Source organism: Xenophilus sp. Marseille-Q4582 (assembly GCF_916700565.1).
GTDB lineage: Bacteria > Pseudomonadota > Gammaproteobacteria > Burkholderiales > Burkholderiaceae_C > Xenophilus.
In genome coordinates, this window is record NZ_CAKAKO010000003.1 from 951757 (window position 1) to 970906 (window position 19150).

The following is a 19150-nucleotide window of genomic DNA, read 5'->3' on the forward strand; positions in this document are numbered from 1 at the left end:
CCGCCATTCTAGCGTCTTTGATACTGCTTCTTGCCAAAAAGAATTTCGCGCGATTTGTCATCGGTGATGGGCTTGCGTCGGTCCGCCAGCGTCTGCACGGCGCGCTGCACCGCCGGGCGCGCGTCGATGGCCTCGAACCAGGCCTTGAGGCGCGGAAATTCGTCGAGGACCACGCCCTGGTTCTGCCAGCTGCGCAGCCAGGGGAAGATGGCGATGTCGGCGATGCTGTAGGTGTCGCAGCCCACGAAGGCCGATTCTCCCAGGCGCCTGTCGATCACGCCATAGATGCGGCGCGCCTCCTGCGTGTAGCGATCGATGGCATAGGGCAGCTTCTCGGGTGCATAGAGCCGGAAGTGATGGGCCTGGCCCAGCATCGGGCCCACGCTGCCCATCTGGAACATCAGCCACTGCAGCACCTGCCAGCGGTCGCGCTCCTGCGGCGGCAGGAACTGGCCGGTCTTGTTGGCCAGGTACAGCAGGATGGCACCGGACTCGAAGAGCGAGATCGGCTGCCCCTGCGGGCCCTGGGGATCGGTGATCGCGGGAATCTTGTTGTTGGGGCTGATGGCCAGGAAGTCCGGCGCGAACTGGTCGCCGGCCCCGATGTCGATGGCATGGGCGCGCCACGGCAGGCCGCATTCCTCCAGCATGATGTGCACCTTGTGGCCGTTCGGCGTGGGCCAGGTGTAGACGTCGATGGCGGCGCGCTCGGCGGCGGCGGATGGGGCAGCAGCGGTCATGGCGATGGCAACGGATGCAAGGAATGGGACGGGAGACTGCGCAGCATAGCGAAGCGGCTTGGCCTGCGCGGGCGCATGGGCTCTGCGCAGGACCTGCGGGCCGTCACGCAATTGCCTTGCTCCTGACACAGATGCTTCATGGGGGTCTTTGAGACTCGGCCCGAGACAGCCAAGCGAGGCCCGCCCCATGAAAGACCTGCCGATTCCCACCCTTGCCCTGGCCAGCCTGGGTCTGCGCAACACCTTGTGGCCCGTGCCCGCAGCGCCCCGGCTGCCGCAGCCGCCGGCCATGGCGGTGCCGGCGTCGCGCGGGGGCCTGTCGGTGAGCTGGGCGCGCCACCAGGATGAAGTGCGCGAAGCCCAGCGCCTGCGCCACGACGTGTTCGTGGGCGAGATGGGCGCGCGCCTGCGCACGCCCCTCGCGGGCCACGATATCGATCTGTTCGACGATTTCTGCGAGCACCTGCTGGTGCGCGAGGAAAGCACGCGCCAGGTCATCGGCACCTACCGCGTACTCACCCCGGCGCAGGCCAAGCGCCTGGGCGGCACGTACACCGACGGCGAGTTCGACCTGACGCGCCTGCGCAGCCTGCGCGCGCGCATGGTGGAACTGGGCCGCAGCTGCGTGCATGCCGACCATCGCCAGGGCGGCGTGATCCTCGCGCTGTGGGGGGCGCTGGGCGACTTCATGCATCGCAACCAACTCGACACCATGGTGGGCTGCGCCAGCATTCCTATGGGCGCGCAAGGCGGCGTGGCCAGCGGCGACGTGGCCGCCAGCATCTGGCGCCGTGTGGCGGCGCAGCACATGGCACCGATCCAGTACCAGGTGCAGCCGCGCCTGCCGCTGCCGGTGGATCAACTGGACGGCTCGCTCGACGTGGAGCCGCCCGCGCTGATCAAGGGCTACCTGCGCATGGGTGCCCGCGTGCTGGGTGCGCCGGCCTGGGATCCGGACTTCAACACCGCCGACCTGCCGATGCTGCTGCGCATCCAGGACCTGCCGGCGCGCTACCGCCGGCACTTCCTGGGCGAGTGAGCTGGGCGGGTGGCTGGGCCCGGCGACGGTTGCGGGCTTGTCTGTCACAACACTGTCACGCGGCTGTATGACACTGGCATGACAGCTGTCATTCTTGCTTCATCACCCGTGAATCCCTTGCCGTCGCCTTCCTTCACCGCCGCACCGGACCCTTCCCCCGTGCCCGATGGACCGGCGCCGGAGGTCATGGCGTCACCGGCCCTGCTGGACCGCGATCACAGCATCCTGGCGTTCAACCGCCGCGTGCTCAACTGGGCCGAGCGGCCCGAGGTGCCGCTGCTGGAGCGGCTGCGCTACCTGTGCATCGTGTCGTCGAACCTCGACGAGTTCTTCGAGGTGCGTTCGGCACCGCACCTGCAGGCCTGGATGGCCGGCGACCAGCGCGGCAACTACACGGTCGATTCCTTCGAGGCGCTGTCCAAGGCTGCCCATGCGCTGGTCGCGCGGCAGTACGAGCTGTATGACAGCGCGCTGCTGCCCGCCTTCGCGGAGCAGGGCATCCAGCTCATCTCGCACGGCAAGCGCAATGCGGCGCAGCGCAAGTGGGTGCAGGACTACTTCGAGCGCGAGGTGCGGCCGCTGCTGATCCCGGTGGGGCTGGATCCGGCCCACCCCTTCCCGCAGGTGGCCAACAAGTCGCTGAACTTCATCGTGCGCCTGTCGGGCAAGGACGCCTTCGGGCGCGAGAACCCGATCGCCATCCTGAAAGTGCCGCGCGTGCTGCCCCGCCTGATCCGCATGCCGGCCAAGGTGTCGGGCGGCAAGACGCTGGTGGTGGCGCTGTCGAGCATCGTGCGCGCGCATCTGCACAGCATGTTCCCGGGACGGGAGGTGGGCGAGTTCTCGCAGTTCCGCGTCACGCGCCATTCGGACCTGGCCGTGGACGAAGAGGACGTGAAGAACCTGCGCACCGCGTTGCGCCAGGGCCTGCAGCATCGCCACTTCGGCCAGGCGGTGCGGCTGGAGGTGTCGTCCACCTGCGCCGAATCATTGGCCAGCTTCCTGCTCGCGCAGTTCAACTTGCCCGAAGGCGCGCTGTACCGCGTGCACGGCCCGGTCAACCTGGCGCGCTTCGCACAGCTGGTCGACCTGATCGACGATCCGCAGTTCCGGGCGCTGCGCTTCCCACCGTACCAGGCGTCCTACCCGTTGCGCCTGTCGCCCGGGCAGTCCTTCTTCGATCGCCTGCAGCGCGGCGACGTGCTGATCCACCAGCCGTTCGAGAGCTTCGACGGCGTGCTGGCTTTCCTGCGCGAAGCCGTGAGCGACCCGCAGGTGCTGGCCATCAAGCAGACCATCTACCGCACCGGCGCCGATTCCGAGCTGATGGAACTGCTGCGCGAGGCCGTGCGCCGCGGCAAGGAAGTGACCGTGGTCGTGGAGCTGAAGGCGCGCTTCGACGAAGAGGCCAACATCAACGTGGCCGAAATCCTCGAGTCCGTCGGCGCGCAGGTGGTCTACGGCGTCGTGGGCCTGAAGACGCACGCCAAGATGCTGCTGGTGACGCGCCGAGAAGGCAAGAAGCTGGTGCGCTACGGCCATCTGTCGACCGGCAACTACAACGCGCGCACGGCGCGCCTGTACACCGACATCAGCCACCTCACCGCCGACCCGCTGCTGACGGCCGACATGGAAGCCGTGTTCGTGCACCTGGCCAGCCAGAGCCGCGTGCCGCGCCTGAACCGCCTCTGGCTCGCGCCTTTCGACCTGCACCGCAACCTGGTGGCGCGCATTGACGCCCTGGGCATCGCGGCCGCCCAGGGGCAGGACACGCGCATCGTCGCCAAGATGAATGCGCTGACCGACCAGGGACTGATCGATGCGCTGCTGCGCGCGGGGCAGCGTGGCGTGAAGATCGACCTGATCGTGCGCGGCGCCTGCACGCTGGCGGCGCAGGTGCCCGGCCACAGCGAGAACATCCGCGTGCGCTCCATCATCGGGCGCTTCCTGGAGCATTCGCGCGTCTTCTACTTCCGCCAGGGCGAGGACGAGTCGCTGTACCTTTCCAGTGCGGACTGGATGAACCGCAACATGATGCGGCGCGTGGAGCTGGCCTGGCCCGTGACCGATCCGGTGCTGCGCCAGCGCCTGATCGACGAATGCCTGATCGCCTACCTGCACGACGGCCGCGACGCCTGGGAACTGCGCGCCGACGGCCAATACCAGCGCCTGCACCAGGACAGCCATGCGGCCGAAGACGGCGCCTCCCACCGCATCGAGGCGCATGGCGCCCAGCAGGCGCTGATGGACCGCTACGCCTCCCGGGGCCGCAGCCGGGTCGCCACGCGCGACTGAGGCCGCCGCCGGACGCTGCTTCGCTCACCAGACTTTTCCCCCCGACCATGGACCTCATCCTCTGGCGCCACGCCGAAGCCGAAGACTGGACCGAAGACTGCAACGACCTGGAGCGCTCGCTCACGCCGCGCGGCGAGAAGCAGGCCAAGCGCATGGCCGCCTGGCTGGACCGCCAGTTGCCCGAAGGCACGCGGGTGCTGTGCAGCCCGGCACGGCGCTGTGAGCAGACCGTGCTGGCGCTGGGCCGCAAATACAAGCTGCGGCCCGAGCTGGCGCCCGACGCCACCCCCGAAGCCGTGCTGGAGGCGGCCGGCTGGCCGCACGGCAAGTCGGTGGTGCTGATCGTGGGGCATCAGCCCACGCTGGGCCAGGCCATCGCGCGCCTCATGGGCCTGAAGCAGGGCAGTTGCGCGGTGCGCAAGGGCGCGGTCTGGTGGTTGCGCACCCGCGAGCGCGACGCGGAAGAGCAGACGGTGATGGTCACGGTGCAGTCGCCCGAATTGCTGTAGGCGTGGCGCCGTCGGGCGGGCCAGATCCGCAAGCCGCTTCGAGCGGCTTTCTACTGGCCCGGCCATCTGCTTTGGGAGCAGGGGGTCGCGAGCTCGAAACCCGCCGCGCCGCCCCAAGAAAAAGCCGCCCTTTTGAGGCGGCTTTCGAAGGTGCCACGCGCTCATGCGCGCGTGCACCTGTGCGGCCCTCGCCCGCCCTTGGAAGGCAGGCGATGGGGCGGCATCAGTTGCGGGTCTGGTCGACCAGCTTGTTCTTGGCGATCCAGGGCATCATCGCGCGCAGCTGGGCGCCCACCACTTCGATGCTGTGCTCGGCGGTGTTGCGGCGGCGGGCCGTCATGCTGGGGTAGTTCAGGCGGCCTTCCTGGATGAACATCTTGGCGTAGTCGCCGTTCTGGATGCGCTTGAGGGCGTTCTTCATCGCGGCGCGCGACTGCTCGTTGATGACCTCTGGGCCCGTCACGTACTCGCCGAACTCCGCGTTGTTGGAGATCGAGTAGTTCATGTTGGCGATGCCGCCTTCGTAGATCAGGTCGACGATCAGCTTGAGCTCGTGCAGGCACTCGAAGTAGGCCATCTCGGGCGCGTAGCCGGCTTCCACCAGCGTCTCGTAGCCCATCTTGATCAGCTCGACGGCACCGCCGCACAGCACGGCCTGTTCGCCGAACAGGTCGGTCTCGGTCTCTTCCTTGAAGTTGGTCTCGATGATGCCGGCCTTGCCGCCGCCGTTGGCCATGGCGTAGCTCAGGGCCAGGTCACGCGCCTTGCCCGACTTGTCCTGGTGCACCGCGACCAGATGCGGCACGCCGCCACCTTGGGTGTAGGTGCTGCGAACGGTGTGGCCCGGCGCCTTGGGTGCGACCATCCAGACGTCGAGGTCGGCACGCGGCACGACCTGGTTGTAGTGCACGTTGAAGCCGTGCGCGAAGGCCAGAGAGGCGCCTTCCTTGATGTTGGGCTCGACGTTGTTCTTGTAGACCTCGGCGATCTGCTCGTCGGGCAGCAGGATCATCACGACGTCGGCCGATTTCACGGCCTCGTTCACTTCCAGCACGTTCAGGCCGGCCTTGCCGACCTTGTCCCACGAGGCACCGCCCTTGCGCAGACCGACCACGACCTTCACGCCGCTGTCGTTCAGGTTCTGCGCATGCGCGTGGCCTTGCGAGCCGTAGCCGATGATCGCGACGGTCTTGCCCTTGATGAGGCTCAGGTCGCAGTCCTTGTCGTAAAAAACCTTCATGTCTTCTCTCCGGTTGAATGCAATGTTGTTGCGGGGTGCCGTCCGTGCTGAGCCTGTCGAAGGGCTCGCTGCAGTCCTGGTGCCTCTCGGCGGCCAGGGCTTCGACAGGCTCGGTCCGGACGGGCAGCGACCGAGCCCCGATCCATGTCAGACGCGCAGGATGCGCTCGCCCCGGCCGATGCCGCTCGGGCCCGTGCGCACCGTCTCGAGGATGGCGCTGCGGTCGATAGCGTCGAGGAAGGCGTCGTTCTTGCCGTGGTCGCCCGTGAGCTCGATGGTGTAGCTCTTGTCGGTCACGTCGATGATGCGGCCGCGGAAGATGTCCGCCATGCGCTTCATCTCCTCGCGTTCCTTGCCCACCGCGCGCACCTTCACCATCATGAGCTCGCGCTCGGTGTAGGCACCTTCGGTCAGGTCGACCACCTTCACGACTTCGATGAGGCGGTTCAGGTGCTTGGTGATCTGCTCGATCACGTCGTCAGAGCCGGCCGTCTGGATGGTCATGCGCGACAGCGACGGGTCTTCCGTCGGCGCCACGGTCAGCGATTCGATGTTGTAGCCGCGGGCCGAGAACAGGCCCACCACGCGGGAGAGTGCGCCGGGCTCGTTCTCGAGCAGCACGGCAATGATGTGCTTCATGATGTGCGATTCCTCTTTTCGCCGCCCTCCTCCGCGCACGGTAATGCGCGGACTTGGCGGGCAATAGATTCGTCTGGATGAACCGGCCCTGCTGCGAAGAGCGGGAGCCGGCGGGGGATTTCAGCGCAGGCGCTTCAGATCAGAGGTCCTCGGAGCCCAGCAGCATTTCCGTGATGCCCTTGCCGGCCTGCACCATCGGGAACACGTTCTCGGTGGGGTCGGTGCGGAAGTCCAGGAACACGGTGCGGTCCTTGAGCTTGCGGGCTTCACGCAGCGCGGGCTCCACGTCCTGCGGGCGCTCGATCAGCATGCCGACATGGCCGTAGGCCTCGGCCAGCTTCACGAAGTTGGGCAGCGCGTCCATGTAGCTGTGGCTGTAGCGGCCGGAGTATTCGATCTCCTGCCACTGGCGCACCATGCCCAGGTAGCGGTTGTTGAGCGAGCAGATCTTGATCGGCGTGTTGTACTGCAGGCAGGTCGACAGTTCCTGGATGCACATCTGCACCGAACCTTCGCCGGTGATGGTGAACACCTCGGCTTCGGGCTTCGCCAGCTTGATGCCCATGGCGTAGGGAATGCCCACGCCCATGGTGCCCAGGCCGCCGGAGTTGATCCAGCGGCGCGGCTCGTCGAAGCGGTAGTACTGCGCGGCCCACATCTGGTGCTGGCCCACGTCGGAGCAGATGTAGGCTTCCACGTCCTTGGTCATGTTCCACAGCGTCTCGACGACGTACTGAGGCTTGATGACCTCCTGGTTGCCCCGGTCGTACTTGAGGCAGTCGCGGCTGCGCCAGGTTTCGATCGTCTTCCACCAGTCGGCCAAGGCACGGGCATCGGGCTTGGTGCTGCTCTCGCGGATCATCGAGATCAGCTCGGTCAGCACGTCCTTCACGTCGCCCACGATCGGAATGTCGACCTTCACACGCTTGGAGATGCTCGAAGGGTCGATGTCGATGTGGATGATCTTGCGTTCGTTCTGCGCGAAATGCTTGGGGTTGCCGATCACCCGGTCGTCGAAACGCGCGCCCACGGCCAGCAGCACGTCGCAGTTCTGCATCGCGTTGTTGGCTTCGATGGTGCCGTGCATGCCCAGCATGCCGAGGAACTTGCGGTCGCTGGCCGGGTAGGCGCCCAGGCCCATCAGCGTGTTGGTGACCGGGTAGCCCAGCATGTCGACCAGCGTGCGCAGCTCGTTCGTCGCGTTGCCCAGCAGCACGCCGCCGCCGGTGTAGATGTACGGGCGCTTGGCCGCCAGCAGCAATTGCAGGGCCTTGCGGATCTGCCCGCCGTGGCCGCGCTTGACCGGGTTGTACGAACGCATCTCGACCTTGTCGGGATAGCCGGTGTACAGGGTCTTCTTGAAGGAGACGTCCTTCGGGATGTCCACCACCACGGGGCCGGGGCGGCCGCTGCGCGCGATGTGGAAGGCCTTCTTCATGGTCAGGGCGATGTCCCTGACGTCCTTGACCAGGAAGTTGTGCTTGACGATGGGACGGGTGATGCCGACGGTGTCGCACTCCTGGAAGGCATCCTGCCCGATCGCGGGCGTGGGCACCTGGCCGGAGATGATGACCATCGGGATCGAGTCCATGTAGGCCGTGGCGATGCCGGTGACCGCATTGGTCAGGCCGGGGCCGGAAGTGACCAGGGCCACGCCCACGTCACCCGTCGCACGGGCATAGCCGTCAGCGGCATGCACGGCGGCCTGCTCGTGGCGCACCAGCACGTGCTGCACGCCCTCCTGCTTGTAGAGCGCGTCGTAGATGTAGAGGACGGCGCCGCCGGGGTAGCCCCAGAGGTACTTGACGCCTTCGGCCTGAAGGGCCTTGACGAGCACCTCGGCGCCCATGAGTTCCTGGGGGGCTTCGCCGTGATGAGCGTCCGCAATGGCGGCGCCGGCGAGTTCTGCCTTGGAGATTTCCATCTTGATCAACCTTTAGCGTTTTCGGGAACGAAAAACCTTTGGGTGCCCCTTGCCAACCCTTGTGAGGCCGCGTCGGGACTTGAGGCCAAAGCCATGGGCGTCTGGATTGCGCCGGACCTTGACCCGTTTGCCTTTTTGACTGACAGCCAGCGATTATGGCACCGACACGGGCCACTCGGCGAGCGCTGCCATAATCCAACGCACCAGAAAGTCACAGGCTGGTCCGGTTCCGCCCTTTCCACGCCCTTTTCCGCTTGGCTTCCGAACACGAACTGTCCGAATTCCTCAAGAGCGTCGAGATGCGGGCGTTCAAGCGCGCGCACTACCACGTGCGCGACGAGGAAGCGGCCCTGGACATCGTGCAGGACAGCATGATGAAGCTCGCCGAGCACTACGGCGACAAGCCGGCCGCCGAGCTGCCGATGCTGTTCCAGCGCATCCTGTCGAACTGCGTGCTGGACTGGTTCCGCCGGCAGAAGACGCGCCGGGCACTGTTTTCCAGCCTTGGCGATTTCGAGATGGACGGAGACGACAGCACGGGTTTCGACCTGCTGTCCACCCTGGAAGTGACCGTGGACACGCGTGAAACCGAAAGCGCGGAGGACACCGTGCGGCGCGCCCAGATCTTCCACGCCATCGAATCCGAGGTGCAGGCGCTGCCTGCGCGTCAACGCGAGGCTTTTTTGCTGCGTTACTGGGAAGAAATGGATGTCGCAGAAACCGCTGCGGCCATGGGCTGCTCGGAGGGCAGCGTCAAGACGCATTGCTCCCGCGCGGTGCGTGCCCTCAGCCAGGCCCTGCAGTCCAAGGGAATTCAGCTATGAGAAATTCGTCCTCATCCGTTGCTTCCTCCGCGGAAGACCGGTTCGGCCGTGCCATTGCGGCGCGCCTGTCGCAAGGGCAGTCTTCCCTGCATCCGGACATCGGCGAGCGCCTGCGCGTGGCGCGCCAGCAGGCCGTGGCGCGGCGCAAGGTCGAGGCCGTGCCGCGCCTCGTGCAGGCACAGGACGGCCAGGCGGTGCTGGGCGGCGCGCCACGCTGGTGGTCCTGGGGGGCCAGCGTGCTGCCGCTGGTGGCACTGGTGGCCGGACTGGTCGCCATTGCCCAGTGGCAGGCCGAGGAACGGGCCGACGCGATCGCGGAAATCGACGCCGCGCTGCTGACCGACGAGTTGCCGACCGCCGCGTACACCGATCCGGGCTTCAAACAGTTCCTGCAGCGCGACGGCGCGGCCCGCTGATCCTGCCGCTCATCCCTCTCTGCCAACTGCCGCCCGGTTCGCGCACCCCATGACCCTTTTGCCCGCCGTCGTCCTTCTGGCTGCCCTCACAGGCGCCGGGGTCGCTGCCGCCCAGATGCAGGGCGGTCGCGGCGTCGGGCCGAACGCCAGCTCCGACACGGAAACCGCATCATCCAGGTGGGCCCGGCTGCCGGCCAAGCAGAAAGCAGCCCTGCGCCCGCTGGCCCTGGAATGGGACGCCCTGGACGGAGCGCACCGCCGCAAGTGGATGGCGCTGGCGCGCAATTTCGACCGCATGAGCGAGCAGGAACGGGCCACCCTGCACAGCCGCATGACCGAATGGGCCACGCTGAGTCCACGCGAGCGCGTGCGCGCGCGCCTGAATTTCGCCGAAGTGCAGCGCCTGGCGCCCGAGGACGAGCGCAAGGCCAAGTGGGAGGCCTATCAGGCCCTGAGCGAGGACGAACGCAAGGCCCTGGCCGAGCGCGCAGCGCCTCCCCCGCGCGGCACGGCGCTGCCGGTCCGCCCGGTGCCGCGCGACCGCCTTGCGCCCGTGCCGCCCGCGGCGCTGCAAAGCGGCCATGGCGGCCCGCGCATCGCGCTGACGCCGCCGCCTCGCCCCGCAGCGGCAACGCCGGCCGCCACCGCGCCGGCGGCCGAACCCGCGGCCCCGGTCGCACCGCCGCCCCCTGCCCCCTCTGCCGCACCGCCTGCGCCTGCGGAGCCCGCGGCGCTGCCACCTCCCGAATCGCCCTCGTTGCACACGCCCATGCCCGGCCAGCCCGTGGCCCCTTGATCGGGACCCGCCGGAGGTGCGGGACAATGGCGGGCGCCATGCCCTCGTTGCCCCCCTCTTCCGCCTCTCTTGCCCCTTCGGCCGTCGCCGCGCCTGCCGTCCCCGGCATCTGGCGCCGCATGGCGGCCTGGATGTACGAAGGCATGCTGCTCTTCGCCGTGGTCTTCGTCGCCGGCTGGCTGTTCAGTGCGCTGAGCCAGATGCGCCATGCGCTGGACGATCGCCGCATCCTGCTGCAGGCCTTCCTCTTCATCGTCTTCGGCATCTATTTCGTGGGGTTCTGGTCGCGCGGCCAGACCTTGGCGATGAAGACCTGGGGTATGCGCCTGGTCGGCCGCGATGGCGCGGCCGTCCCGCAGTGGCGTGCGCTGTTGCGCTATTTCCTGGCCTGGCTGTGGTTCCTGCCTCCGCTGGTCGTCGCGCGCGCCCTGCCGTTCCCGGTCTCGGGCGCGGAACTGGGCGTGCTGTGCCTGGGCTGGGTGGCCATCTGGGCCGTGCTGGCGCGCTTTCACCCCGAACGCCAGTTCTGGCACGACGCCTGGGCTGGCACCCGCCTCATTTCAACCCGTCCCCGATGAGCCCGCCGACTCCCCGCACGCCCGACACGGCCGCGCACCCCGTCAATCCCCAGAAATCGCGCACCGGCCTGAACCGCCTCTGGCACGCGACCGGCTATTCGCTCAACGGCCTGCGCGCCGGCTGGGGCGAGGCGGCCTTCCGCCTCGAAGCCCAGCTGGCCCTCGTGCTGATTCCCCTCGCTTTCTGGCTGGGCCGCGACTGGGTGCAGACCACCCTGCTGGCCGGCAGCGTACTGCTGGTCATGATCGTGGAACTGCTGAACACGGCGGTCGAGGCCGCCATCGACCGCATCGGCCCCGAGTGGCACGACCTTTCCAAACGCGCCAAGGACATGGGCAGCGCTGCCGTGCTGCTGGCCAGCCTGCTGGCCGGCGGCGTGTGGCTGGCGGCGCTGTACCACCGCTTCCTGGCCTGATCTTCCCGATTCCATGAGCCCTTCCGCTTCGCCCTCTTTTTCGGTCTGCGTCTACTGCGGCTCACGGCCCGGCGAACTGCCGGCCTATGCCGAAGCCGCCACCGCGGTCGGCCGGTGGATCGGCCAGCACGGCGGCCAGTTGGTGTACGGCGGCGGCCGCACCGGCCTCATGGGCACCGTGGCCGAAGCCGCGCGCCAGGCGGGCGGCCGCGTGGTCGGCATCATTCCGCAGGCGCTGGTGGACCGCGAAGTCGCCAATCCCCTGTGCGACGAACTGCACGTCGTGAACACCATGCACGAGCGCAAGGCCATGATGGGCGAACGCTCCGATGCCTTCGTCGCGCTGCCGGGCGGCATCGGCACTTTCGAGGAACTGTTCGAGATCTGGACCTGGCGCCAGCTGGGCTACCACGACAAGCCGGTCGGCATCCTCAACTGCGCGGGCTATTACGACGGCCTGCTGGACTTCCTGCGCGGCAGCGTGCGCACGGGCTTCATGGGCGAGTGGCAGCTGGACCTGGTGCGCACCGGCACCGACCCCGCCGCGCTGCTGCACGCCCTGCGCGCCGAAGCGTCGCAGCGCCCGGCACAGAACAAGCTGGCCGAGCACGTGTAGAAGAGAAGAAGGCCGCCACGCGCGATCCACGCATCCGGCGGGGGTGGCCGGGCGGCATGCGCGAATCCCGCCAGAAAGCAGAACGGGCGCCGAGGCGCCCGTTCTTTTCGTGTTCTGTGGGGTGGCTGATGGGACTCGAACCCACGACAACCAGGATCACAACCTGGGACTCTACCAACTGAGCTACAGCCACCGCAGAATCGAAGATTGTACTGCGAAATTTGCCATTTCAGCTCTGGGCCGCAGCACTTTTTGGCTTTGGCACCAGGATGCGGGCCTTCATGCGGTCGCGCAGCAGGGTGTAGTACGCCTCTGCCTCCGCCGCCGCCAGGGCCTGGCCCATCTGCGCACGCTCTTGCGCCTGCAGCGCCTCGTCGGAAGCCTGGCGCGGCAGATCCTTGAGCACGCGCACCACCGCATAGCCCGCGGCGCCAAGGTCGACACCGGTCCAGGCGGGGAGCTTGGCGGCGTCCGCACGCAGCACGGCTTCGACCAGCGGCGCGGGCTGGCCCTGAGGATCCACGCGAGAGACTTTCAGGGGGGCGCCCAGCTTGGCCGTTGCCGCATCCTTCTCCCATTGCGCCAGGCGCGCCAGGCCCTCTTCCTTGGCCAGCGCTGCGGCGCGCTCGTCGGTCAACTCGCGGCGCACGAGCTCCTTCACCTCCTCGAAGGTCTGCGCGCGCGCGGGCGTGTATTGCGTCACCCGGCCCGCCGCCACCTGGTTCGAGCCCAGGTCGATGGCTTCGGTGTTCTGCTTGCGCTCGAGCACCTCGGGCGCATAGAGGGCCGCCACGAAATTGCGATGGCCCAGCGGACCCTGCGCCCCTGCCGCCGGCGTGCGGCCCACGCCCGTCGCCGTCTGGATCTTCAGCTTGAGCGCATCGGCCGCGGGCTTCAGGCTTTCGGGATTCTGGTACGCCAGTTCGGTCAGCGTCTCGGCCGCCTTCGCGAATTCCTGGCTCGCCTGTTGCGTGCGCACTTCGTTCTCGACCTGCGCGCGCACCTGGGCCAGCGGCGGCACGACCGCAGGCTTCACGTCGTCCAGGCGGATGATGTGGTAGCCGAAATCGCTCTCGACCACATCGCTGATCTCGCCCTTCTTGAGCGCGAACATCGCATCGTCGAAGGGCTTGACCATCGCGCCGCGCGGCGCCATGTCCAGCTGGCCGCCGCGCTCGGCCGAGCCCGGGTCCTGCGAATGCTTGCGCGCCAGCTCGGCGAAGTTCGCCGGCGCCTTGCGCACCTCGGCCAGCAGTTCCTGCGCACGCGCACGCGCCTTGTCGCGTTCGGCTTGCGGCGCGTCCTTGGCGGCCGCGATCAGGATGTGGCTGGCCCGGCGCTCCTCGGCCGTGCCGAAGCGGCCCTGGTTCTGCTCATAGTAGCTCTGCAGATCGGCATCGCTCACGTTCACGTTCTTCTTGGCCGATTCCATGTCGAGCACGATGTATTCGATGCTGGCCGCCTCCTGCGTCTGGTAGCGCGCGCTGTGCGTCTTGAAGTAGCTTTCGAGGTCGGCATCGCTCAGCGTCACCTTGGCGGCGAAGTCCTTGGGTTCGAAGCGCGCCACCTGGACCTCGCGGCCGTCATAGATGGCGTTGAGCGTGAGGTCGGCCTGCGTCTTGGCGGGCAGCGGCGTGCCGGCCACGCCGGCCACCAGTTGCTGCATGGACAGCTCGCTGCGGATGCTCGCTTCGTACTGCTCGGGCGTGCTGCCCGTGGTCAGGATGAAGCGCTGGCGGTCGAACTTGCCTTCCGCGTCGCGGAAGCTCGCGATGCCCGGATCTTCCGCGAACATGCGCGCCAGGCGGTCGTCGCTGACGGTCATGTGGGCCTTGGACGCGGCACCCAGCAGCACGCGCTCGCGCACCATGCGCTCGAGTGTGGCGTAGCGGGCTTCGTCGGAGTCCAGCAGCGCGGGATCGATGTTCTGCATCTGGCTGCGCATGCGGTCGGTTTCCACGCGATGGCGCGCATCCCATTCGGGCCGGGTGATGGCCTTTCCATCGACCACCGCGACTTCCTGTCCGCCGGAGCCGCTGCGGTCGCTGTACTGCTCCAGGCCGACGAGCACGAACGACGGGATCACCAGCAGGAACAGGATCACCATCAGGAACTTGGTGTGCTTGCGGAAGTAATCAAACATGCCGGGACATTTCCAGAAAAGCCCGCGCACCGGAGCACGCGGCGGGATGAGGAACCCCCAAGAAAAAAGGCGAACCGTCGTTCGCCTTTTCTTCGGGTGGTGGTGGGTGCTGAGGGGCTCGAACCCCCGACCTACGCCTTGTAAGGGCGCCGCTCTACCAGCTGAGCTAAGCACCCCACCGGAAGTTCCCTCTCAGTTCAGCGCATCCTTGAGCGCCTTGCCGGGACGGAACTTGGGAATCTTGGCCGCCTTGATTTTAATCTCAGCGCCGGTGCGCGGATTGCGGCCAGTGCGCGCCTCGCGTTTGCCCACGGCGAAGGTGCCGAAACCCACCAGCGAAACCGAGCCGCCCTTCTTCAGGGTCTTCTTCACCGCGTCGATGGTCGATTCCAGCGCGCGCGTGGCGGCTGCCTTGGAGATGTCTGCGTTCGTTGCGATGTGCTCGATGAGTTCGGTCTTGTTCACAAGGGCCCCTTGTCACGGAAGATGGTTGATCGGTGCGCGCCAGCCAATGGCAAAGACCCCGCGCGAGTCGGGAGATCCGGACGGGAGGAGGGAGGTCGATGCCGGCGCTTCGGCAGTTCAGTGCCGTCGGCGATTAAAGCCACGCGTTCAGGGGGTGTCAATCAGCGGGCAACCCCATCACACAAGGGGCGCGATTCTATTGATCCGGCCTCAATGAACTTGACTCAAGCCGCATAGCGTACCGTGGCGTGCTCGAAGTACTTGCGGATGCGCTCGGGCTGGCGTTGCACGCTGCGAAGGTGCTTGGCTGTGGCTTTGGCCAGTTGCAGCTTCGTTCGCGCCGGTGCCAGCTTCGTGACCGCCTGCTTGATATCCGCATTGGCCATCTCATCCGGGTTCAACTCCGGGCTATAGCTCGGTAGGTAGAACACCTCGATGGCATCGGCATGCTCGGCCAGCCAGGCCTTGACCGGTTTGGCATGATGCACCCGCAGGTTGTCCAGGATCAGGAACACCTTCTTGGTCTGTCCCTTGATCAGCCGGCGCAGGAAGTCGATCAGGATTGTGGTGTTGAGCGCCCCGTCAAAGATGCGCCAGCGCATCTGCCCTTTGTTGGTCACGGTGGAGATGACCGACAGGTTGTGGCGCTTGTTGTTGACCCGCACCACCGGCGTCTGGCCCTTGGGCGCAAAACCACGGCCGCGTACATCGTCGCTGCGCAGTCCACTCTCGTCGCCCCAGTGAATTTCGGCTCCCTCGGCCTTGGCCCGCGCGGCAATGGCGGGGTAGTCCTCGTCGAGCCACTTCTTGACCGCCGCCGGTGACTGCTCGTAGGCCTTCTTCATCGGCTTTTGCGGCGTGAAGCCCCAGCGCGCCAGGTACTTGCCCATGGTGCGCACTTGCAGTCGCAGCCCAAAGCGCTGTTCGATGAGTTGGGCCACAGCGGCGCGGGTCCACAGCGCGTAGGGCATCTTGAGCTGATCGGGCGTCTTGTCGGCGATGAGCTTGCGCACCAGGGCCTCCTGGGCGGGGTCGAGCAAGCGGTTTTCGCCGAGCTTGCGCCCGCCAATGGCGTCGTGCAGCGCCTTGGCACCGAGCGCCTCATGGCGTTTGCAGATGTTGAAGACGCCTGTGCGACTCAGGCCGGTGAGCGCGGCGATCTTGTCGTAGGTGTTGCCGGCCTTGCGTAGCCGGATGACCTGAACCCGGCGCTCATGCCGCGCTTCGTGGCTCAACGATCTCATGTCAGTTGCTTGCATGAATCCGAGTTGGGGGCGGTGCAGATAAATTCAAGTGCACAAGGGCCGAATCAATAAGCAACGATTCGTGAAGTCGTCAGGGCTTGCGCGGGGGCAAGCCGCGCAACTGACACATCTGCCCACAAGCCGGCTTGACAAAGGCGCCAAGGCGCGTATGCCCCCCACGCGCGCCCATCGCGCCCTCTTTGCGTGCGCGCAGCGCTCAGAGCGCCTGCGCGATAGCCTTGCCCAGGTCGGCCGTGCCCGCGGTGCCGCCGATGTCCGGCGTGCGCGGCGCGCCGCTGCCGGGCTGCAGGGCCCGCTCGATGGCCGAGAGGATCGCGTCGTGCGCCTCCTTATGGCCCAGGAACTCCAGCATCATCGCGCCACACCAGATCTGCCCGATTGGGTTGGCAATGCCCTTGCCGGCGATGTCGGGCGCCGAGCCGTGCACGGGCTCGAACAGCGAAGGCGTGGTGCGATCGGGATTCAGATTTGCGCTCGGCGCGATGCCGATGGTGCCGGTGCAGGCCGGGCCCAGGTCCGAGAGGATGTCGCCGAACAGGTTCGAGGCCACCACCACGTCGAAGAAGTCGGGGCGCTGCACGAAGTGCGCCGTGAGGATGTCGATGTGGAACTTGTCCAGCTTCACGCCGGGGTACTGCCTGGCCATCTCGGCCACGCGCTCGTCCCAGTAGGGCATGGTGATGGAGATGCCGTTGCTCTTGGTGGCGCTGGTCAGGTGCTTCTTGGGGCGCGACTGCGCGAGCTCGAAGGCGAACTTGAGCACGCGGTCCACGCCGTGGCGCGACATCACCGTTTCCTGCACCACGATCTCGCGCGGCGTGCCTTCGTACATGCGCCCGCCGATGGACGAGTACTCGCCCTCGGTGTTCTCGCGCACGATGTACATGTCGATCTCGCCGGGCTGGCGCGGGCTGCCGTCGCGGCGCACCACGGGCGCCGTGATGCCGGGCATCAGGCGTGCCGGACGCAGGTTGATGTACTGGTCAAATTCGCGGCGGAACAGGAGCAGCGACTGCCACAGCGACACGTGATCGGGGATCTTGTCGGGCCAGCCCACGGCACCGAAGAAGATGGCGTCGTGGCCACCGATGCGGTCCTTCCAGTCCTCGGGCAGGTACTTGCCGTGCTTCTCGCAATAGTCCCAGCTGCCGAAGTCGAAATGGTCGAACTGCAGATCGATGCCGAACTTGCGCGCCGCGGCGTCCAGCACGCGCAGCCCTTCGGGCATCACTTCCTTGCCGATGCCGTCGCCGGCGATGACGGCGATGCGCTTCTTGCCGCTGTTGCTGTTGCTCATGAATGGGTCTCCTGGAGAAAGAAGGAAAGGGATTCGTCGACGAGCGCCTCGGGGGCCTCCTCGGCGATGTAGTGGCCGCACGGCAGGCTGCGGCCGCTCAGGTGCAAAGCGCGCTCGCGCCACAGCGCCAGCACGTCGAAGCAGCGGCCCACGGCGCCATGCTCGCCCCAGAGCACGCGCAAGGGCTGCGGCAGGCGCCGGCCCGCCGCGATGTCCGCGCGGTCGTGGTCGAGGTCGATGCCGGCCGATGCACGGTAGTCCTCGCAGATGGCGGCGGCGGTGCCCGGCAGGCCGGCGCAGCGCTCGTATTCGGCCAGGGCCGCGGGTGCGAAAGGCGCCAGGCCCGCATGCCGTGCGCCCATCACGCTGCGCACGTAGCGCGCCGGGTCGGACGCGATCAGCGCCTCGGGCAGCGGCGGCGGCTGGATGAGGAAGAACCAGTGCCAATAGGCCCGCGCGAAGGCTTCGCCGGTCTGCGCGTACATGGCCAGCGTGGGCGCGATGTCCAGCAGCAGCAGGCGCGTCACGGCCTCGGGATGGTCCATCGCCAGCCGGTGCGCCACGCGCGCGCCGCGGTCGTGGGCCAGCACGCCGAAGCGCGCGAAGCCGTGGTGCGCCATCGCCGCGAGCGCGTCGAGGGCCATCTCGCGCTTGCTGTAGGCCCGGTGCTGCGCATCGGCCGGCGGGCGGCCCGAATCGCCGTAGCCGCGCAGGTCCACCAACACCAGCGTGAAGCGCTCGGCCAGGCGCGGTGCCACGCGGTGCCACATCGCGTGCGTCTGCGGGTGGCCGTGCAGCAGCAACAGGGGCGCGCCCTGGCCGCCGGTGCGGCCATGGATGCGCACGCCGTCGCGCTGCAGTTCGAAAGGTTGGAAGTCGTTCAGCACGGTGCGCATTGTGCGTGCGCGCCGGGTTCATCTCAAGCAACAATCGGCGAATCGACTCGTTCCTTCACGGAACGAATCAGGACAACCGAGGAAGACACGGATGGAACGCGCGGATCTGGACCTGGTGCTGCGGGTGCGCGAAGGCGGCAGCCTGGCGGCGGCCGCGTCGGCCCTGGGCGTGGTGCCTTCGGTGGTGAGCAAGCGCCTGGCCGCGCTCGAAGCGCGGCTGGGCCAGCGCCTGTTCGAGCGCACCACGCGGCGCCTGTTGCCCACGCGTGAAGGCGAGGCGGTGTGCGCCCACGCGCGCACGCTGCTGGACGGATTCGCACAGCTCGAAGCCGAACTGCGCGAGCGCCAGACCGACCTGCAGGGCACGATCCGCCTGGCGGCCACCTTCGGCTTCGGCCGCCGCTGGCTGGCGCCGGCGCTGGCCGATTTCCAGCGAGCGCACCCGGGCCTGCGCGTGGAGCTGCAGCTGGGCGAGCGCCTGCCCGAACTCGCGGCCGAAGGCTATGACGGGGCCGTGTGGCTGTGGTCGGTGCCCGCGCGGCACCGCGCCGACTGGGCCACGCGCCGGCTCGCGCGCAACCAGCGGGTGCTGGTGGCGGCGCCCGCCTACCTGCAGGCGCATGGCCTGCCGCGCACGCTGCACGACCTGGCCCAGCACGCCTGCCTGTGCGTGCAGGAGAACGAAGAGCGCCCGCACACACCGCCCGCCGCCACCGCCAGCGGCCACTGGTGGACGCTGCGCCATCTGCGCGACGGCACGGTGCACCGCGTGCGCGTGAACGGCCCACTGGCCAGCAACGCGGGCGAGGTGGTGCGCGACTGGTGCCTGGCCGGGCAGGGGCTGATGCTGCGCAGCCTGTGGGACATCGGCCCCCAGCTCGCCGACGGCACGCTGTTGCAGGTGCTGCCAGCCTATGCGATGACGGATGCCGACATCCACTGGATCGCGCCCTGGCAGCCGCGCACGCCGCGGCGCGTGAAGCTGCTGGTCGATGCCCTGGCCGCGCGCTTTCGCGGCGAGCCCTGGAAGCAGGCCGCAGGCGCCTGACCGG

General features: G+C 67.7%; 19 protein-coding genes and 2 tRNA genes. 10 read left to right on the top strand and 11 right to left on the bottom strand.

Translation table 11 applies throughout. The annotated features are described in order from the left end of the window. Positions 1-8: 8 nt before the first annotated feature. Positions 9-740, bottom strand: coding sequence for a glutathione S-transferase C-terminal domain-containing protein (locus LG388_RS15125; RefSeq protein WP_225783533.1), 732 nt, complete (start codon positions 738-740; stop codon positions 9-11). 187 nt (positions 741-927) lie between these two features. Between LG388_RS15125 and LG388_RS15130 the strand changes: the two genes are divergently transcribed. The 3 genes from LG388_RS15130 (at position 928) to LG388_RS15140 (ending at position 4583) form a co-directional block, all read left to right on the top strand. Beyond that, entirely contained in the window at positions 928-1779 is an 852-nt protein-coding gene (locus tag LG388_RS15130; protein ID WP_225783534.1) for a GNAT family N-acetyltransferase, read from the top strand. Positions 1780-1857: 78 nt separating this feature from the next. Next, positions 1858-4074: a polyphosphate kinase 1 gene (ppk1, locus tag LG388_RS15135; protein ID WP_370630170.1), complete on the top strand. Its 2217-nt coding sequence runs from the start codon at positions 1858-1860 to the stop codon at positions 4072-4074. A gap of 47 nt (positions 4075-4121) precedes the next feature. Beyond that, on the top strand, positions 4122-4583 hold the full coding sequence (locus LG388_RS15140) for a histidine phosphatase family protein (RefSeq protein ID WP_225783535.1): 462 nt from the start codon (positions 4122-4124) through the stop codon (positions 4581-4583). Between the two features lie 223 nt (positions 4584-4806). Here the strand turns inward: LG388_RS15140 and ilvC are convergent, their stop codons facing one another. The 3 genes from ilvC to LG388_RS15155 all read right to left on the bottom strand — a co-directional run bounded on the left by ilvC (position 4807) and on the right by LG388_RS15155 (position 8386). Next, the gene (ilvC, locus tag LG388_RS15145; RefSeq protein ID WP_225783536.1) at positions 4807-5823 is read right to left on the bottom strand and encodes a ketol-acid reductoisomerase; all 1017 of its coding nucleotides are present in this window, start codon (positions 5821-5823) and stop codon (positions 4807-4809) included. A 147-nt stretch (positions 5824-5970) separates the two neighbouring features. Further along, complete coding sequence (gene ilvN / locus LG388_RS15150) at positions 5971-6462, bottom strand: acetolactate synthase small subunit (RefSeq protein ID WP_225783537.1); 492 nt, start codon at positions 6460-6462, stop codon at positions 5971-5973. A gap of 139 nt (positions 6463-6601) precedes the next feature. After that, a complete protein-coding gene (locus LG388_RS15155; RefSeq protein ID WP_225783538.1) occupies positions 6602-8386 on the bottom strand; it encodes an acetolactate synthase 3 catalytic subunit in 1785 nt (594 codons plus the stop codon). A gap of 254 nt (positions 8387-8640) precedes the next feature. Between LG388_RS15155 and LG388_RS15160 the strand changes: the two genes are divergently transcribed. Genes LG388_RS15160 through LG388_RS15185 form a run of 6 tightly spaced genes read left to right on the top strand, consistent with a single transcriptional unit; the run spans position 8641 to position 12032 of the window. Beyond that, the gene (locus LG388_RS15160) at positions 8641-9210 is read left to right on the top strand and encodes an RNA polymerase sigma factor (RefSeq protein WP_225783539.1); all 570 of its coding nucleotides are present in this window, start codon (positions 8641-8643) and stop codon (positions 9208-9210) included. Continuing rightward, positions 9207-9626, top strand: a complete 420-nt coding sequence (locus LG388_RS15165) for a DUF3619 family protein (protein ID WP_225783540.1) — start codon at positions 9207-9209, stop codon at positions 9624-9626. Before LG388_RS15160 ends, LG388_RS15165 begins: the two co-directional genes overlap by 4 nt. A 49-nt stretch (positions 9627-9675) precedes the next feature. Then, entirely contained in the window at positions 9676-10422 is a 747-nt protein-coding gene (locus tag LG388_RS15170) for a DUF3106 domain-containing protein (protein WP_225783541.1), read from the top strand. 38 nt (positions 10423-10460) lie between these two features. Next, positions 10461-11000, top strand: coding sequence for an RDD family protein (locus LG388_RS15175; RefSeq protein WP_225783542.1), 540 nt, complete (start codon positions 10461-10463; stop codon positions 10998-11000). Further along, on the top strand, positions 10997-11416 hold the full coding sequence (locus LG388_RS15180; RefSeq protein ID WP_225783543.1) for a diacylglycerol kinase: 420 nt from the start codon (positions 10997-10999) through the stop codon (positions 11414-11416). The genes LG388_RS15175 and LG388_RS15180 overlap by 4 nt, the downstream gene beginning before the upstream one ends. Before the next feature lie 13 nt (positions 11417-11429). Then, positions 11430-12032, top strand: coding sequence for a TIGR00730 family Rossman fold protein (locus LG388_RS15185; RefSeq protein WP_225783544.1), 603 nt, complete (start codon positions 11430-11432; stop codon positions 12030-12032). Between the two features lie 117 nt (positions 12033-12149). Here LG388_RS15185 and LG388_RS15190 read toward each other — a convergent pair. The 7 genes from LG388_RS15190 to LG388_RS15220 all read right to left on the bottom strand — a co-directional run bounded on the left by LG388_RS15190 (position 12150) and on the right by LG388_RS15220 (position 18098). Next, positions 12150-12225 (bottom strand) — tRNA-His (locus LG388_RS15190). Between the two features lie 36 nt (positions 12226-12261). After that, a complete protein-coding gene (locus tag LG388_RS15195; protein ID WP_225783545.1) occupies positions 12262-14175 on the bottom strand; it encodes a SurA N-terminal domain-containing protein in 1914 nt (637 codons plus the stop codon). 100 nt (positions 14176-14275) lie between these two features. Then, positions 14276-14351: transfer RNA gene (locus tag LG388_RS15200), tRNA-Val, on the bottom strand. A gap of 16 nt (positions 14352-14367) precedes the next feature. Then, positions 14368-14640 carry an HU family DNA-binding protein gene (locus tag LG388_RS15205; protein ID WP_225783546.1) on the bottom strand — a complete coding sequence of 91 codons (273 nt, stop codon included), beginning with the start codon at positions 14638-14640 and terminating at the stop codon, positions 14368-14370. Positions 14641-14864: 224 nt separating this feature from the next. Continuing rightward, on the bottom strand, positions 14865-15899 hold the full coding sequence (locus LG388_RS15210) for an IS630 family transposase (protein WP_225781239.1): 1035 nt from the start codon (positions 15897-15899) through the stop codon (positions 14865-14867). A gap of 202 nt (positions 15900-16101) precedes the next feature. Beyond that, positions 16102-17202 (bottom strand): tartrate dehydrogenase, encoded by a 1101-nt coding sequence (locus LG388_RS15215; protein WP_225783547.1) that lies wholly within the window; start codon positions 17200-17202, stop codon positions 16102-16104. Then, entirely contained in the window at positions 17199-18098 is a 900-nt protein-coding gene (locus LG388_RS15220) for an alpha/beta fold hydrolase (RefSeq protein ID WP_370630171.1), read from the bottom strand. The genes LG388_RS15215 and LG388_RS15220 overlap by 4 nt, the downstream gene beginning before the upstream one ends. A 91-nt stretch (positions 18099-18189) precedes the next feature. Here LG388_RS15220 and LG388_RS15225 point away from each other — a divergent pair, with 91 nt between their 5' ends. After that, positions 18190-19146, top strand: a complete 957-nt coding sequence (locus LG388_RS15225; protein WP_225783548.1) for a LysR substrate-binding domain-containing protein — start codon at positions 18190-18192, stop codon at positions 19144-19146. The last annotated feature ends 4 nt before the right edge of the window (positions 19147-19150 follow it).